The organism is Natronospirillum operosum (genome assembly GCF_004768465.1).
Classification (GTDB): domain Bacteria; phylum Pseudomonadota; class Gammaproteobacteria; order Pseudomonadales; family Natronospirillaceae; genus Natronospirillum; species Natronospirillum operosum.
Genome location: NZ_SRMF01000007.1, coordinates 33,667 through 48,302, shown reverse-complemented (window position 1 = coordinate 48,302; position 14,636 = coordinate 33,667). Strand labels below are relative to the sequence as shown.

General features: G+C 63.0%; 18 protein-coding genes. 4 read left to right on the top strand and 14 right to left on the bottom strand.

Annotated features, from left to right (window positions below; genetic code table 11):
• Window positions 1-114: 114 nt before the first annotated feature.
• The 5 genes from argC to coaBC form a co-directional block, all read right to left on the bottom strand.
• Complete coding sequence (gene argC / locus E4656_RS14845) at window positions 115-1,062, bottom strand: N-acetyl-gamma-glutamyl-phosphate reductase (RefSeq protein WP_338090050.1); 948 nt, start codon at window positions 1,060-1,062, stop codon at window positions 115-117.
• A 76-nt stretch (window positions 1,063-1,138) separates the two neighbouring features.
• Complete coding sequence (gene slmA, locus E4656_RS14840) at window positions 1,139-1,750, bottom strand: nucleoid occlusion factor SlmA (RefSeq protein WP_135484085.1); 612 nt, start codon at window positions 1,748-1,750, stop codon at window positions 1,139-1,141.
• On the bottom strand, window positions 1,750-2,658 hold the full coding sequence (gene argB / locus E4656_RS14835; protein WP_135484084.1) for an acetylglutamate kinase: 909 nt from the start codon (window positions 2,656-2,658) through the stop codon (window positions 1,750-1,752). The genes slmA and argB overlap by 1 nt, the downstream gene beginning before the upstream one ends.
• A gap of 41 nt (window positions 2,659-2,699) precedes the next feature.
• Window positions 2,700-3,158: a dUTP diphosphatase gene (gene dut / locus E4656_RS14830; protein WP_135484083.1), complete on the bottom strand. Its 459-nt coding sequence runs from the start codon at window positions 3,156-3,158 to the stop codon at window positions 2,700-2,702.
• Between the two features lie 26 nt (window positions 3,159-3,184).
• Complete coding sequence (gene coaBC, locus E4656_RS14825) at window positions 3,185-4,390, bottom strand: bifunctional phosphopantothenoylcysteine decarboxylase/phosphopantothenate--cysteine ligase CoaBC (protein WP_135484082.1); 1,206 nt, start codon at window positions 4,388-4,390, stop codon at window positions 3,185-3,187.
• 199 nt (window positions 4,391-4,589) lie between these two features.
• Here coaBC and radC point away from each other — a divergent pair, with 199 nt between their 5' ends.
• The 4 genes from radC to mutM all read left to right on the top strand — a co-directional run bounded on the left by radC (window position 4,590) and on the right by mutM (window position 6,942).
• On the top strand, window positions 4,590-5,264 hold the full coding sequence (gene radC / locus E4656_RS14820) for a RadC family protein (protein ID WP_135484081.1): 675 nt from the start codon (window positions 4,590-4,592) through the stop codon (window positions 5,262-5,264).
• 375 nt (window positions 5,265-5,639) lie between these two features.
• Window positions 5,640-5,876, top strand: a complete 237-nt coding sequence (gene rpmB, locus E4656_RS14815; RefSeq protein ID WP_135484080.1) for a 50S ribosomal protein L28 — start codon at window positions 5,640-5,642, stop codon at window positions 5,874-5,876.
• Window positions 5,877-5,888: 12 nt separating this feature from the next.
• Complete coding sequence (rpmG, locus tag E4656_RS14810; RefSeq protein ID WP_135484079.1) at window positions 5,889-6,044, top strand: 50S ribosomal protein L33; 156 nt, start codon at window positions 5,889-5,891, stop codon at window positions 6,042-6,044.
• 82 nt (window positions 6,045-6,126) lie between these two features.
• Window positions 6,127-6,942, top strand: coding sequence for a bifunctional DNA-formamidopyrimidine glycosylase/DNA-(apurinic or apyrimidinic site) lyase (gene mutM / locus E4656_RS14805; RefSeq protein WP_135484078.1), 816 nt, complete (start codon window positions 6,127-6,129; stop codon window positions 6,940-6,942).
• Window positions 6,943-7,027: 85 nt separating this feature from the next.
• Here the strand turns inward: mutM and E4656_RS14800 are convergent, their stop codons facing one another.
• The 9 genes from E4656_RS14800 to E4656_RS20255 all read right to left on the bottom strand — a co-directional run bounded on the left by E4656_RS14800 (window position 7,028) and on the right by E4656_RS20255 (window position 14,596).
• On the bottom strand, window positions 7,028-8,359 hold the full coding sequence (locus E4656_RS14800) for a TldD/PmbA family protein (RefSeq protein WP_135484077.1): 1,332 nt from the start codon (window positions 8,357-8,359) through the stop codon (window positions 7,028-7,030).
• Complete coding sequence (locus E4656_RS14795; RefSeq protein WP_135484076.1) at window positions 8,359-9,744, bottom strand: TldD/PmbA family protein; 1,386 nt, start codon at window positions 9,742-9,744, stop codon at window positions 8,359-8,361. Before E4656_RS14795 ends, E4656_RS14800 begins: the two co-directional genes overlap by 1 nt.
• Before the next feature lie 31 nt (window positions 9,745-9,775).
• A complete protein-coding gene (locus E4656_RS14790) occupies window positions 9,776-10,480 on the bottom strand; it encodes a DUF484 family protein (protein ID WP_135484075.1) in 705 nt (234 codons plus the stop codon).
• A gap of 2 nt (window positions 10,481-10,482) precedes the next feature.
• Window positions 10,483-11,331, bottom strand: a complete 849-nt coding sequence (gene dapF, locus E4656_RS14785; RefSeq protein ID WP_135484074.1) for a diaminopimelate epimerase — start codon at window positions 11,329-11,331, stop codon at window positions 10,483-10,485.
• Between the two features lie 2 nt (window positions 11,332-11,333).
• Window positions 11,334-12,575 (bottom strand): diaminopimelate decarboxylase, encoded by a 1,242-nt coding sequence (lysA, locus tag E4656_RS14780; protein WP_135484073.1) that lies wholly within the window; start codon window positions 12,573-12,575, stop codon window positions 11,334-11,336.
• A 3-nt stretch (window positions 12,576-12,578) separates the two neighbouring features.
• A complete protein-coding gene (gene lptM, locus E4656_RS20260) occupies window positions 12,579-12,719 on the bottom strand; it encodes an LPS translocon maturation chaperone LptM (protein WP_167856082.1) in 141 nt (46 codons plus the stop codon).
• A 47-nt stretch (window positions 12,720-12,766) separates the two neighbouring features.
• The gene (locus tag E4656_RS14775; protein ID WP_135484072.1) at window positions 12,767-13,204 is read right to left on the bottom strand and encodes a GNAT family N-acetyltransferase; all 438 of its coding nucleotides are present in this window, start codon (window positions 13,202-13,204) and stop codon (window positions 12,767-12,769) included.
• An 83-nt stretch (window positions 13,205-13,287) separates the two neighbouring features.
• On the bottom strand, window positions 13,288-14,085 hold the full coding sequence (locus E4656_RS14770; protein ID WP_167856081.1) for a helix-turn-helix domain-containing protein: 798 nt from the start codon (window positions 14,083-14,085) through the stop codon (window positions 13,288-13,290).
• 79 nt (window positions 14,086-14,164) lie between these two features.
• On the bottom strand, window positions 14,165-14,596 hold the full coding sequence (locus E4656_RS20255) for a DUF1761 domain-containing protein (protein WP_167856080.1): 432 nt from the start codon (window positions 14,594-14,596) through the stop codon (window positions 14,165-14,167).
• Between the last annotated feature and the right edge of the window lie 40 nt (window positions 14,597-14,636).

Here is a 14,636-nt window from a genome sequence, read left to right as displayed (position 1 = left end):
CCCACTGTCTACTGTCGACTAAAACCCACTGTCTACTGTCGACTAAAACCCACTGTCATCTGTAGCCTGTCGGAGGCCCCTGGCGGGGCCGAATCGCGCACGGGGTGTGCGCTCCTACAACCCCAGCTCTTCCGGCAACCCGAGCATGATATTCATGTTCTGCACGGCGGCGCCGGAAGCGCCCTTGCCGAGGTTGTCGAGGCGCGACAGCAGCAGGATGCGCTCGTCGTCACCGAACACAAAGATCTGGTTCTCGTTGGTGTCATTGGCGCCCTGCGGGTCGAGGAAGCCGCCATCGACCTGGCCGTCTGCGGAGAAGGGCTGCACCGTCACAAAGCGGCTGCCGGCATAGTAGTTGGCCAGTTCGGCATGCAGGGCCTGGGCCGTGCGCACCGAGGCCAGCTGCCAGGCATGCAATGGTACGGTGACCACCATGCCCTTGTAGTAGGGGCCGACCAGGGGTGTGAACACCGGTGGTGCGGTCAGACCGGTCAGGGCCTGCATCTCGGGCAGATGCTTGTGGGCCAGACTCAGCGCATAGTGGCTCGGGCCCTGCAGGCGCTGGCGGGTAGCCTCGTCGGCCTGCTCATAGCGCTCGATCAGCCCCTTGCCGCCGCCGCTGTAACCGGTCAGCGACTGACAGCTCAGCGCCGTGCCGGCGGGCAGCACACCGGCATCGACCAGAGGCCGCACCAGCAGATTGAAGCCGGTGGCATGGCACCCCGGATTGGCCACGCGTTTCGAGCTGGCAATGGCAGCACGCTGCACCGGGCTCAGTTCCGGCAGCCCATAGGCCCAATCCGGGTCTACCCGGTGGGCGGTGCTGGCATCGATCAGGCGGGTGCTGCCGGAGGTGCACAGCCCTGCGGATTCACGGGCAGCCGCGTCAGGCAGGCACAGAAAAGCCACATCGGCTTCGTTGAGCAGGCGCTGGCGTTCATCACGATCCTTGCGCCGGGCCGGGTCGATTTCCAGCAGCGTCACTTCCGGGTGGCGCTCCAGACGCTCCTTGATTTGCAACCCGGTGGTGCCTTCCTGTCCGTCGACAAATACCTGATACATAATTCTGTGCTCTGTTCCTGCTGTTTGTTGCAAATGCTGTTCGGGGTCACGTCTGAACTCAGTATAGCCCAAGCAGTCAGCCTGTTTCGGTTTGCGCAACTGGTGCCACACCGAAAATCCCGCTGGCCAGAACCTCCCACTGATCATCCCAGTGGTCAGTCGGTTTGCGGTTGAAGTGGCTGCGCACGAACTGCGCGATGCGCCCTTCCACCACGGCCAGCAGCAGATTGGAGGCCACCGCAGGCTCCATGGGCGTGGTCATGTCTTCCAGCAACCCGGATTCGCGAATGATGTGCTTCAACTGCAGGTCGACCCGTTCGAAGAACTGGGCCACCCGGTCACGCAGCCGGTCCACCTCGCCGGCCAGGGCATCCCCGGCCAGGATGCGACACATGCCGGGGTTGCGCTCGGCAAAGGCCAGCAGCAGATAGAGCACCGCCTGGGTCCGCGCCAGGGCGCGCTCTTCTTCATCCAGAATCCGGTTGATACGGGTGAAGATGGTTTCCTCGATGAACTCGATCAGGCCTTCGAACATCCGCGCCTTGCTGGGAAAGTGCCGGTACAGCGCCGCTTCCGAGACACCGACCCGCTCGGCCAGCCGCGCCGTGGTGATCTTGTGCCCGGCACCCTCTTCCAGCATTTCGGCCAGCGCCTGCAGGATCTGTTGCTTGCGTGACATGGATTTCATCAGACCAACTCCGTCTGGGCGGTAATCAGGGTGCCCACCCCAACATCCGAGAAGACTTCCAGCAGGGTGGCATGAGCCACCCGACCATCAATGATATGCACACTCTGTACGCCATTGCGTGCCGCATCAAGTGCACAGCGTATTTTCGGCAACATGCCGCCGTGAATGGTACCGTCCGCGATCAGCGCATCCACTTCGGACACGGACAGCCCGGTCAGCACCTCGCCGGCCTTGTTCTTCAGACCTTCGATATTGGTCAGCAGCACCAGCTTCTCGGCCTGCAGGCTTTCAGCCAGTTTGCCGGCCACCAGATCGGCATTGATATTGTAGCTGGCCCCGTCGGCACCCACACCAATGGGTGCCACCACCGGAATCAGGTCACTGTCGAGCATCAGGTGAATCAGCCGGGTGTCGATATGTTCCACTTCACCGACATGACCAATGTCGATGATTTCCGGCTCGTCCAGCTCCTTGGTTTTCTTGCGCACATGCAGCTTGCGCGCCCGGATGGACTGGCCATCCTTCCCGGTCACACCCACGGCCCGACCGCCATTCTGATTGATAAGATTGACGATCTGCTTGTTGACCAGACCACCCAGCACCATTTCGACCACATCCATGGTTTCGCCGGAGGTCACCCGCATGCCGTCGACGAATTCGGACTTGATGTTGAGCCTGCCGAGCAGATCACCGATCTGGGGGCCACCGCCATGCACCACCACCGGATGAATACCGACGGTTTTCAGCAGCACCATGTCACGGGCGAAGCTGGCCTGCAGCTTTTCATCCACCATGGCGTTGCCGCCATACTTGATGACCAGAATCTTGCCGGCAAAGCGCTGGATATAGGGCAGCGCTTCACTGAGTACACTGGCAAAGGTGAGAGCATCCTGTCGACTGAGAGGCATGGATCGGTTGAATCCTGTATTCACTGCATGATTGAAAGCCGTCAGTGACGGCCTGTATGTCCGAAACCGCCGTCGCCCCGGTCAGACTGGGTAAAGGTGTCGACGATCTCAAATTCCGGCTGGCTGACCGGTACCACGACCATTTGCGCAATGCGCTCGCCCACTTCGATGGTGAAGGCCTGGTCGCTCCGGTTCCAGCAGGACACCATCAACTGGCCCTGATAGTCGGAGTCGATCAGGCCCACCAGATTGCCCAGCACGATGCCGTGCTTGTGGCCCAGCCCGGAGCGCGGCAGCAGCATGGCGGCGTAACCGGGGTCACGTACCCAGATGGCCAGGCCGGTGGGAATCAGTTCGGCCTGGCCCGGTTGCAGGGTCAGGGCCGCGGGTACACAGGCGCGCAGGTCGAGTCCGGCGGAGCCCGCTGTGGCGTAGTCGGGCAAGGGGATACTGTGGCCCAGACGCTCGTCCAGCAGCTTGATCTGCAGGCGGTGCAGCATTGTTGTCGATCCTTCAATTCGTTGATTCAGTCCGCCCTGGCGAACAGGTCCAGCAGAGCGTCAGCAAGTACTGACTTCGGCTGTCGTCCCATATCATAGCGCTGGTTGTCGCGCCCGAACACCATGACTTCGTTGTCCGTGCTGTTGAAACCGATATCGGACCGGCTGACATCATTGGCCACGATCCAGTCCAGCTTCTTGCGCGCCAGCTTGTCGCGGGCATAGGTTTCGACATCCCGGGTCTCGGCGGCGAACCCGACCACGCGGGCGGGCCGCTGATCCATGGCCGCGACGCCCTGAATGATGTCGGGGTTCTCCACCAGAGTCAGTTGCCACTGGCCGTCCCGGCCCTGCTTCTTCTGTTTCTGCTCAGCCACACTGTCGACCCGATAGTCCGCCACCGCGGCCGCCCCCACAAAGAGGTCGGCACCGGCCGCTTCAGTCCGGGCCGCCGCCCACATCTCCTCGGCCGAGGTCACATCCACTCGACGTACGCCGGCCGGTGTGGGCAGGCTGACCGGACCGCTGATCAGCACCACTTCGGCCCCGCGGCGGGCAGCGGCTTGCGCCAGCGCATAGCCCATGCGCCCGGAGGAATGATTGGTCAGGTAGCGCACCGGGTCGATGGCCTCGCGCGTGGGGCCGGCGGTGATCACCACCCGACGACCGGCCCAGTCGCTGGTCTGACTGTCTGTCTGCAGCAGGGTGTTCACAATAGCTGCCGGCTCGCTCATGCGGCCGGCGCCGACATCGCCACAGGCCTGGTCGCCGCTGTCGGGCCCGATCCAGAGCGGGTCATAGAGTTCGGTCAGGGCCTGCACATTGGCCTGGGTAGCCACATTGGCCCACATCTGCTGATTCATCGCCGGCGCTATGGCCAGCGGCGCCGGTGTGGCCAGAATGACCGTGGTCAGCAGATCATCTGCCATGCCGGCGCGCACGCGAGCCAGCAGGTTCGCCGTCGCCGGCGCCAGCAGCACGCGGTCGGCCCAGCGGGCCAGTTCGATATGCCCCATGCCCTGCTCGGCCTGCTCATCGAGCAGATCCGTGCGTACCGGGCGCCCGGTCAGGGCCTGAAAGGTCAGGGGCGCAATAAAGGCCTGCGCCCCTGGTGTCATGACCACCTGGACCTCGGCACCGGCCTTGATCAGCAGGCGCGCCAGTTCGGCACTCTTGTAGGCGGCGATACCGCCGCTGATGCCCAGCAGAATATGCTGCCCTTGCAAACTCATCGTCTCGACTCTCTGTTCGGCTCCGAATTGCCCTGGATGCAGGGCTGTCGGTAACAGGACCCTGCTGTGCGCCAACAGTTCCACCCGGTTCTGCGCTGATGCTGCGGCACAGGCAAACTATACCTGAGTACTGATCTTGTACCGCCGTACCATAATTGGCTTCAATGCGCGTTCCGCTTGTGCGTAAAGGATACGCGAAATGTCGATCAAATGCTGGCCTGAAGGCGACCGCCCGCGGGAAAAATTGCTCTCTCTCGGTGCAAGCGCACTGTCCGATGCCGAGCTGCTGGCCATCTTTCTGCGTACCGGTCTGCCCGGCCTGAGCGCGGTGGATCTGGCGCGGCAGTTGATTCAGCAACACGGCTCGCTGGGGCGTATTCTCCAGCTCCCGCTGGCGGCCTTCTGCCGCAGCCCGGGGCTGGGCCAAGCCAAGTATGCCCAGTTGAGTGCGGTACTGGAGATGTCGCGCCGCTATCTGCAGCAGGAACTGCACGACGCGCCGGTGTTCACCCAGCCGCAGCGCGTGAAGGCCTACCTGCAATCCCAGTTGCAGCACCGGCAGCGTGAGTGCTTCGCGGCGCTGTTTCTGGACAATCAGCATCGACTGCTGGCGTTCGAGCCCATCTTCGAGGGCACCATAGACAGTGCGCCGGTGCATCCGCGTGAAGTGGTCAAGCTGGCGCTGTCGCACAATGCCGCTGCTCTGATCATCAGCCACAACCACCCCAGTGGCGTGGCCGAGCCCAGTCAGAGTGACCGGCTGATCACCGAGCGGCTGCAGCAGGCGCTGGACTTGGTGGACATCCGGTTGCTGGATCATATTGTCGTCGGGACGGGGTGTACGGTGTCGTTTGCCGAGCGGGGGTGGTTGTAGGACACCACCTTCCCTTTCCCGTCGCCATGCTCGGGTATATGCCCTGTGAGACACGCAAAAAACGTCATCCCTGACAGCTCGGTTGCGGCCATCCCTGGCCGCAAACGGTCTCACAGGACATATACCCAGCTGGCGACTCCAACCGTGCCTCCCAGCCCTTGTAGGCTGTGGCCCTTGGCCACGCATGCGTAAGCAAGCCCCCGAAACGTCGGGTTGCACAGCCTGCAGAAGAGTTTCTGCTGTAACGAGCGACGCCGCGAGGCCACAACTCCAGTTGATCTGAAGTGCCAACTCTGATATAAAGCGCACTCTTTTTTGAGGGGCCCCGCACCAGCCCCGCGATAATCAGACGAGCCAACGTCGGAGGCAATTGATATGTCCAAGGTTTGCATAGTGACCGGCAAGCGTCCGGTGACCGGGAACAATGTGTCCCACTCCAATCGCAAGACCAAGCGTCGTTTTCTGCCCAACATTCACACCCACCGTTTCTGGGTGCCGGAAGAAAACCGTTTTGTAAAACTGCGTGTCTCCGCCAAGGGCATGCGTATCATCGACAAGCGCGGCATCAGCGATGTGCTGGGCGACCTGCGCAAGCGCGGCATCAAGGTTTAAGGAGCACACAACATGCGTGAGAAGATTCGTATGGTATCCTCTGCCGGTACCGGTTACTTCTACACCACAGACAAGAACAAGCGGACCACACCCGACAAACTGGAAATGAAAAAGTTTGATCCGGTGGTACGCAAGCATGTGATCTTCAAGGAAGCCAAGATCAAGTAAGCTGCTCGCGGCTCGTCTGTGCAAGTCAAAAAACCCGGCCGGTCGTGCCGGGTTTTTTATGCGCGCAATACAGCGGATACCTATGCCCGAACTGCCCGAAGTCGAAACCACCTGCCGGGGTATTGCCCCGCATGTCGAAGGCAAGCGCCTGGAGCGCTGGACGGTGCGTGAACCCCGTTTGCGCTGGCCCATCGACCCGGCGTGGCCGGAGCAGGTGGCAGGCCAGCGTGTCGAGGCCCTGACGCGGCGCTCCAAGTACATGATTCTGCATCTGGAGCAGGGTCAGATCATCGCCCACCTGGGCATGAGCGGCCAGTTCAGGGTGCTGCCGGATCTGCAGGCCCGGCCGGAAAAACACGACCACAGCGACTGGCTGTTCGAGGGCGGCACGCTGATCCGCTACCGTGATCCGCGCCGCTTCGGGGCCATGCTCTATGTACCGGACTGGACCACTCACCCGCTGATCACGGTGCTGGGCCCGGAGCCGCTGAGCGAATCATTCAATGGTGACTATCTGCATCAGGCCCTGCAGAGCCGGCGCGGCCCCATCAAGAGTGCGCTGATGGATGCCAGCCTGGTGGTCGGCGTGGGGAATATCTACGCCAACGAGGCGCTGTTCGAAACCGGCATACACCCCAGACGGGCGGCCAACCGCATCAGTCGGGTCCGCTGCGAACGGCTGGTCACGCATATCAAGGACGTGCTGACGCGGGCCATCGCCCAGGGCGGCACCACGCTGCGCGACTATGTCAGCGCCACCGGGGAGTCCGGTTATTTCAGCATCGATCTGAAGGTCTACGGCCGCAGGGGGCAGCCCTGCCTCAGCTGTGGCCGGCCATTGAAGGAAATTCGGCTGAGTGGGCGCAGTACCGTTTACTGTGCGCATTGTCAGCGTTAGGGCCATGGGCGCCCAGGTTCAAATGCGTGAGCAAGGCTCACAGCCCGCAGCGGGTCGCGGGCTGGCAGGACCGATGCCTGCAAATTCAACCGGAGATGGCCACATCCGCAAAGCGCAGCGTCGGCATGCGGGTGGAGCGGCTCCAGTCCCAATAGGCAGTATCGCCAATGGCGCTGATGTGCTGCAGCATCTGGTAGAAGTTGCCGGCCACGGTGATGCCACGCACCGGTTGCACTTTCTCACCGTCCCGACACAGATAACCGCTGGCCCCGAAACTGAAATCACCCGAGAGCGCATTGGCGCCCGAATGCGTGCCCTGCAACTGCGTCAGCAGCAGATACTCGCCACCCTCCAGCTCGGCCCTTGAGGCAGCACCGGGCTCGACCATCAACTGGTGGCTGCCCACGCCCAGGGCCGAACGCGGCCCGCGCACGGCGTGGCCGGTGGAGACCGCACCCAGTTCGTGCGCCGTGGCCGTATTGTGCAGCAGGGTCTGCAACTGGCCGCCGACCACAATGGGCGTCTCGGCACAGGCGGTACCCTCGGCATCAAACAGGGCATAGCCGAAGCCGTCCGTGTTCAGCGGCCGGTCCAGCAGCGTCAGGCCGGGGACGGCCACGGGCTCGCCAATGCGGTCACGCCAGGGGTTGATGCCGTCACAGGCGGCCTTGCCGGACAAGGCCAGACTGAAGGCGCTGAACAGGTCTTTCTGCGCATCAGGGTCAAAACAGACATCATAGTGCCCGCTGGCTACCGGCTTGCCTTCCAGCAGAGCCATGGCCTCCTGATGCGAACGCTCGATAATGGGCTCGGCCTGCAACTGCTCGCCCAGGCGCGCCGCCTGGCCCCAGCCCGCCATGGCGGTGATCTCGCCACGGGCAGCCAGAGCATAGGCATAGAGGAAGTTCATGCGCTGCCGGCTGCGCGCCCGCAGGCCGCTGGTGGACGCCACCTGGCGACTGGACAGCCGCTCACTGAGGCCGTTGTAGGGCACATTGCGAATGCCCTCCAGGCTGCTCAGTTGCTGCTCCAGTGACAGCAGCAGCTCGATACGGGCTTCGGTGCTCATTGTACTGTGCGGGCACAGCAGGGCGTCGTCGGAGGCGAGCTCGGTCTGCAGATCCGGGATGCGCTCGTGCGCCTCCATCTGATTGAAACGGGCATTGAGCAGGGCCTGCTCCACCAGCCAGCTCAGGGCGGTCTCGTCAGTGGCCTCACTGAAGGCAATGCCCACCCGCTGGTCCTGAATGACCCGCAGGCCCATAATGCGGGTCTCGCTGACGGCCTGTTCTTCCAGCTTGCCCTGGCGGGCTTTCAGCCCCAGCGAGCGGCCTTCGTCAATGATCAGGTCGCCCTCGGCGCCGGCCTGCTGCACGCGTTCCAGTACCTGGCTGATCATGCTGTCGGTGGTTGTCATCAGGCATTGCCCCCCACCAGGATGTCGTCCACTTTCAGTGCCGGCTGGCCCACCGTGGTCGGAATGGCACCGCTGACCGAACCGCACATGCCACAGGCCAGGTCGAGATCAGGCCCCACCATGCTGATTTCCTTCAGTACGGCCGGGCCGGTGCTGATCAGGGTTGCGGCCTTGACCGGATACTGGATCTTGCCGTTTTCCACATAATAGCCCTCGGTCACCGCGAAGTTGAATTCACCGGTGCCCGGCTGCACGGAGCCGCCGCCCATGCTGGCCGCATAGATACCGCGATCCATGGAAGCGATCATGTCGTTGAAGTCGTCCTTGCCGGCTTCGATAAAGGTATTGCGCATGCGGGAAGCCGGCGCGAACCGGTAGCTCTCCCGACGTCCGGAGCCGGTGCGCGCAAAACCGGTCTGCTGACTGCCCAGGCGGTCCACCATGAAGCTGGTCAGGCGGCCGTCCTTGATCAGTTGGGTGCGCTGGGTCGGCATGCCTTCATCATCGATATTGAGCGAGCCCCAGGCATTGTCGATGGTGCCGTCATCAACGGCGCTGACCACCGGCGAGGCAATCATCTCGCCCATCTGGTCATGGAACACCGACGCCTGCTTGGCGACCGCCGTGGTTTCCAGCAGGTGGCCACAGGCCTCGTGGAAGATCACGCCGCCAAAGCCGTTGCCGATGACCACCGGCATGCGCCCGGACGGACAGGGTTTGGCACCCAGATTCACCCCGGCCTGACGGGCCGCCTCTGCACCCAGCGCTGCAGGATCGCGCTGACTGTGCACTTCCCAGCCCAGCAGGCCGCCGATATTGTCGCTGCCAGTGGCCTGTTCCTGGCCGTCGGTGGCGACTGCAGTCAGCGCAACGCGGCAGTAGTGGCGGACATCCCGGGTATGCAGGCCTTCGGAGTTGAATACCTCGATCTGCTGTTCACGCTGCAGAATATTGCCGATGGTGCGGGTAATGGCCGCCTGCTCGGCGCGCGCGGCCTGGTCGGCGCGGCGCAGAAAGTCGATTTTCTCCGCCAGCGCGGTATCCACACTGAGCGGCACGCGGGTGGGATGGCGGTCATCGGGCTGGCGGAAATCAAGCGCGGTGGCGGTGGTGACCGGGTCGCGCCGGTCCCGGGCGGCCAGGGTACCCACGATATCGCACAGCACATCGGCCCCGGTCTGGTTGGTGTAGCCATACAGGACCTGATGGCCATAGACCAGGCGGATACCGATGCCGAATTCCAGACCGGACTGAACGTCTTCGACCTGGTCCAGCAGGGTACGGAGGCTCTGGCGTTGCTGACGCTCGACAAACAGGTCGGCAAAGTCGGCGCCCTGAGCCAGCGCGTGGTCAAGCACGCGCCGGGCGGTGGTTACATCCAGCATGGGACAAGGCTCCTGCAGCGGTCGTCGGAATTCAGGACAGCACGGAGCGGGTCAGACGACTGGTGACTTCCGCCACGTGATTGAGAAAGAGTGTATCCATACTGGAGCGGAAATACGCCGGGTCTTCGGCTATCAGCACCATTACTGCGACCAATCGATCCTGCGCCAGCACCGGCGCCACGGCCACCGACCCGGCAGCCTGAGCGTCATTGCCCAGCATGCGGCTGGCCAGATCCGGCTCGATGGCGCCGCACCAGCAGTGATGTTCGTCGACCACGGCCGGCCAGGCGGCCTTTACAGCAGCCTGCGTCGTCAGGTGACTGATGGAGCCGGACACATGCAGCCGCTCGTCCAGCACCAGCATCTGTACCCGATCGACATCGAAATGGCGGGTCAGGCCCTGGCTCAGAGCCTGCAGCACACCGGGCCAGTCGCGCGCATCGAGCAGGTGCAGTATCTGCGCGCGCAGGCGCATGAACAGATGGTCATTGTCGCGCGCGGTGGCGATCAGGTGATGCAGGCGTTCGCGCAGGTTGCCGGCCTCGCGGCGCAGCAGGTCATTCTGTTTTTCGAGCAGGGATATCGCCTGCCCGCTTGGATGGGGAATAGTCAGCTTGCCCAGCAAGGCTTCCCGCCCTGCAAAGAACTCGGGATGCTGGTCCAGATAGGCTTCTACTGCTTCGGCATTCAACGGCTCCTGGCCGGGTTCCCGAAGCCTCGCATCGGCTTTGCTCATGATCACGCTTCCTGATTGATCTCTCCATCGTATACGAAGGTGGCTGGCCCTGTCATGTATACCGGCTCACCCGCGCCGGCCCAACTCAGACCGATATCACCCCCGTTCAGGTGCAATGTCACCGTTGCCCCCATGACCCCGTGCAGTCGAGCCGCCACCAGAGCGGCACAGGCACCGCTGCCGCAGGCCAGTGTTTCACCGACACCACGCTCGTAAACACGCAGGCGCCCACTGCTTGCATCCAGCACCTGCAGAAAACCGATATTGGCCCGGGCCGGAAAGGCCTCGTGCTGTTCCAGTTGCGGCCCGAGGTCTGCCAGCAACTCGTCCGAAGGCGGTTCGTCCACCAGCAGCACGCCATGCGGATTGCCCATGGAGACCGGGGTCAGGGTGACCGTGCGCCCGCCCGCCAGGGCCACAGTCTGCCTGCCGGCCTGACCGGGCGCCGAGGCGCGAAAGGGCACCTCGTCCAGCGCCAGCCGGGGCACACCCATGTTCACCCGCACCTGGCCGTCGGCCAGTACCGTCAGCTCAAGCCGGCCGCCGCTGGTCTGCACCGGTATCACACTGTTGGCGGTCAGCCCCTGGCGCCGTACAAAGGCCGCAAAGCAGCGTGCGCCGTTGCCACACTGTTCAACCTCGTCACCATCGGCATTGTAGATGCGGTAGCGGAAGGCCACGTCCGGAGACTCCGGCGGCTGCACCAGCAGCAACTGGTCGAAGCCGACCCCGAAATGACGATCACCCCAGGCCCGCACCTGTTCGCGGGTAAGCGTGATGTCCTGGGTAACGCCATCGATCACCATGAAGTCGTTGCCCAGACCATGCATCTTGCTGAAGCGAATGCGCATGCTCAAAGGTCCCGTTCGGCGGCAAGCAGATCATCCAGCGTCTCGCGCCGGCGAATCAGCATCGCCTGCTCACCGTCCACCATGACTTCGGCCGCTCGCGGACGGGTGTTGTAGTTGGAGGCCATGGCAAAGCCATAGGCGCCTGCCTGCATTATGGCCACCAGGTCGCCTTCAGCCAATACCAGTTCGCGGTCCCGGGCCAGGAAATCCCCGGTTTCGCAGACCGGGCCGACCACATCCCAGGTGGTCGGCTGGCCGGGGCGCGGCTGTACCGGCAGCACTCGTTGCCAGGCCCCGTACAGAGACGGACGCAGCAGGTCATTCATGGCGCCGTCCACCACGGCGAAGTTCTTTTCCTCGCCGGTCTTGAGCAGGGTGACCCGGGTCAGAAACAGCCCGGCATCGGCCACGATGGAGCGGCCCGGCTCCAGCACCAGATGCAGCCCTTCGCTGTCCAGTTCGGCCTTGACGGCCGCAATGTAGCTCTCGATATCCGGCGCTGCTTCGCCCTCTTCGTAGCTGACGCCGAGGCCGCCGCCCATATCGACATGCTGCAGTTCAATGCCGTCGGCGCGCAGACGGCGCACCAGCGCCAGCAGGCTGCCCAGCGCTTCCAGCAAGGGTTCGATGTCGGTCAGCTGAGAGCCGATATGACAGTCCACCCCGATCGGTTCGATATGCGACAGCGCCCGGGCCCGCTGATAGAAGGCCTCGGCATCGTCAATCGGTACCCCGAACTTGTTGGCCTTCAGGCCGGTGGAAATATAGGGGTGCGTGCGGGCGTCCACATCCGGGTTCACCCGCAGTGACACACGCGCCACCTGGTCGCGCTCTGCGGCCACGGCCTGCAGATGCTCCAGTTCGCTCAGCGATTCGACATTGAAACAGTGAATGCCGACTTCCAGCGCCCGTGCCATCTCGGCCGGCTGCTTGCCGACGCCGCTGAACACGATGCGCTCCGGGTCGCCGCCGGCTTCCAGCACGCGTTCCAGCTCGCCCACGGAGACGATGTCAAAACCGGCGCCCTGGGCGGCCAGGGTACGCAGAACAGCCAGATTGGCGTTGGCCTTGACCGCGTAGCAGACCAGGTCCTGCTCGGACACGGCGGCCTGATAGCGTTGGTACTGGTGAATCAGGGCGGCGCGGGAATAGACATAGAGCGGTGTACCGAATTGCTCGGCCAGTGTATCCACCGGCACCTGCTCGGCAAACAGGCGGTTGTTCTCATGCAGAAAAGGGATCATCAATCAGGACTTCATCCGGGCTTCAGTGACGGGAATGACAGGCGTGGCTCGGGCCTCTTCTTCAGGCAGGGTCAGATCCGTCTTGTAACCGCAGGCCGCCAGCATCAGGGTGACCCACAATAAAGCAGTCAGGCGGCAACGCATGGGGTGCTCCGGTCGCGGATTCAGAATACAGCGCCAGTATACTGAATTCAGCGCCCGGACGCACCAGCGCTCAACACCATGAACAGCTCCGGTTGCCCGGTTTCCGCGTCCATCACCTCATGCTGCACGCTGAACCCGCACTGTTCGTAGAAGCGGATCGTTTTCCGGTTTTCCCGGTACACCGTCAGATCCAGGTTCGGCGCCAGCTCGATGGCTCTGTGGATCAGCTGCCGGCCTATCCCCCGGCCCTGATCCTCCGGGGCCACGAACAGCGCCGCCAGGCTCTGCTCGTGCAGACAGAAGAACCCTCTGATCTGTCCATCGTCATACACCTGGGTCTGTGCGGCCGGAATATAGAGGGTACGCATGTCCTCGACCTTTGACGTCCAGTAACTGCTGTCGATGAAATCATGCGCGATGATGGATGCATCCAGCCAGATGCGCAGCACGGCGTCCATATCGGTTTCCGTGAAAGCTCTGATCATGTCGACCCCTTTGCTGTCGCTGTTGTGATGAGGGCCACACTGTATCGAGTGTCCGGGGCCGGGTATTGAACCAACGCGACAGTTCAGCGGTCTGAGAAATGGCCGTAGACATCCTCTACCAGATGCCGGCGCACCTGATAGTCCGTCGGGGTGCAACCGACAAATCCGCGCATGCGGCGAATCATGTGCGGCTGATCACTGAAGCCGAACTGAAAGGCCATATCGGTCCAGTTACAGGCCTGCTGCTGCAACTGCATGTGTTCGACCAGGCCCTGCATTCTGATCATGCTCCGGTATTGCCGGAAGGTAATACCGAGCACCTTCAGCATGGCGCGCTCCAGCGTTCTGACCGAGCAGTTCAGTCGGGCTGACACCTGCGACTTGTCCACTGCTCCGAACGTTTCGCCAATCAGGTCGACGGCTCCCAGGACGATACTCAGATAGTGGTGGCGCCGGGGCCGCTCCAGCCAGGGCATCAGGCTGCGATCCAGATGCTCGGCAATCTTTTGGGGCCAGTCGCTGTCGGCCAGCAGAGCGTCCACATCCAGTGCTTGCAGCAGCGCCATCTCGATGACCACCGGCACTCTTGCAGCCCGAGACGAGTCGCCGAACAGAGCCCAGTGCGCTCCGGCCTTGAAAGTGATGCCGACTCTGACAAAGTCTGCTTCATCCCGCAGGGTCACCGGTAACGGGCTCGGCAGCAGACAGTGCGACCCCTGCCCGGAGACCAGTTTGCCATTGCATTCATAGGCAAAGGGCTGGTCCGGCGGTGCAAGGACACAATGGGCGTAGGGTGAAGGGGTCAGCAACGGGTTCGCGCACGAAGTCTGCCCATGACCGGCAGTGCGTACACACCAGTACCAGGCAACGTACCGGGCCACCTGCGGGTTCAGGGGGCGCGTTTTCCATGAGTACACGGGTGCCTGGGGAGCCGGGGCAGTCACTGCAGATGCACCCGCGCTAGGCAATCAGGGCGTAGACTGCCCCGGCCAGCACCAAACCGGCCACCGCATAGCCCGCATCAACAGCAAACAGCGGCCAGGGCCGGGTGCGCTCATCATAGTTGTAGACGGCCTTTTTCAGGGTTTCGACAGCGGCGACCCCGACCCCGAGCAGAGCGCCGATACCCATGCCGTGCAGCACGCTGCCGCCGCCACTCCACTGATACACCACCGCCAGCACTGCGGTCGAGATTATGGCGCCGGCCAGCGTCAGCAACATGATGGGGCCGGGCCCTTCGCCAAACTCCTCCGGGTTGCGTCCGGTCGCTGCAACCCAGGGTTTGCTGAACAGCAACATGTACCACAGTGCACCCAGCATGAAGCTGGCCAAACCGCCGGCACCAATGGCCAGCCAGGTCCGAAAACCGAAATCCAGTGTGTCTCCGCTCATGGTTCCCATCCTTCGAGGCATGACTCTGGCCAGTATAGCC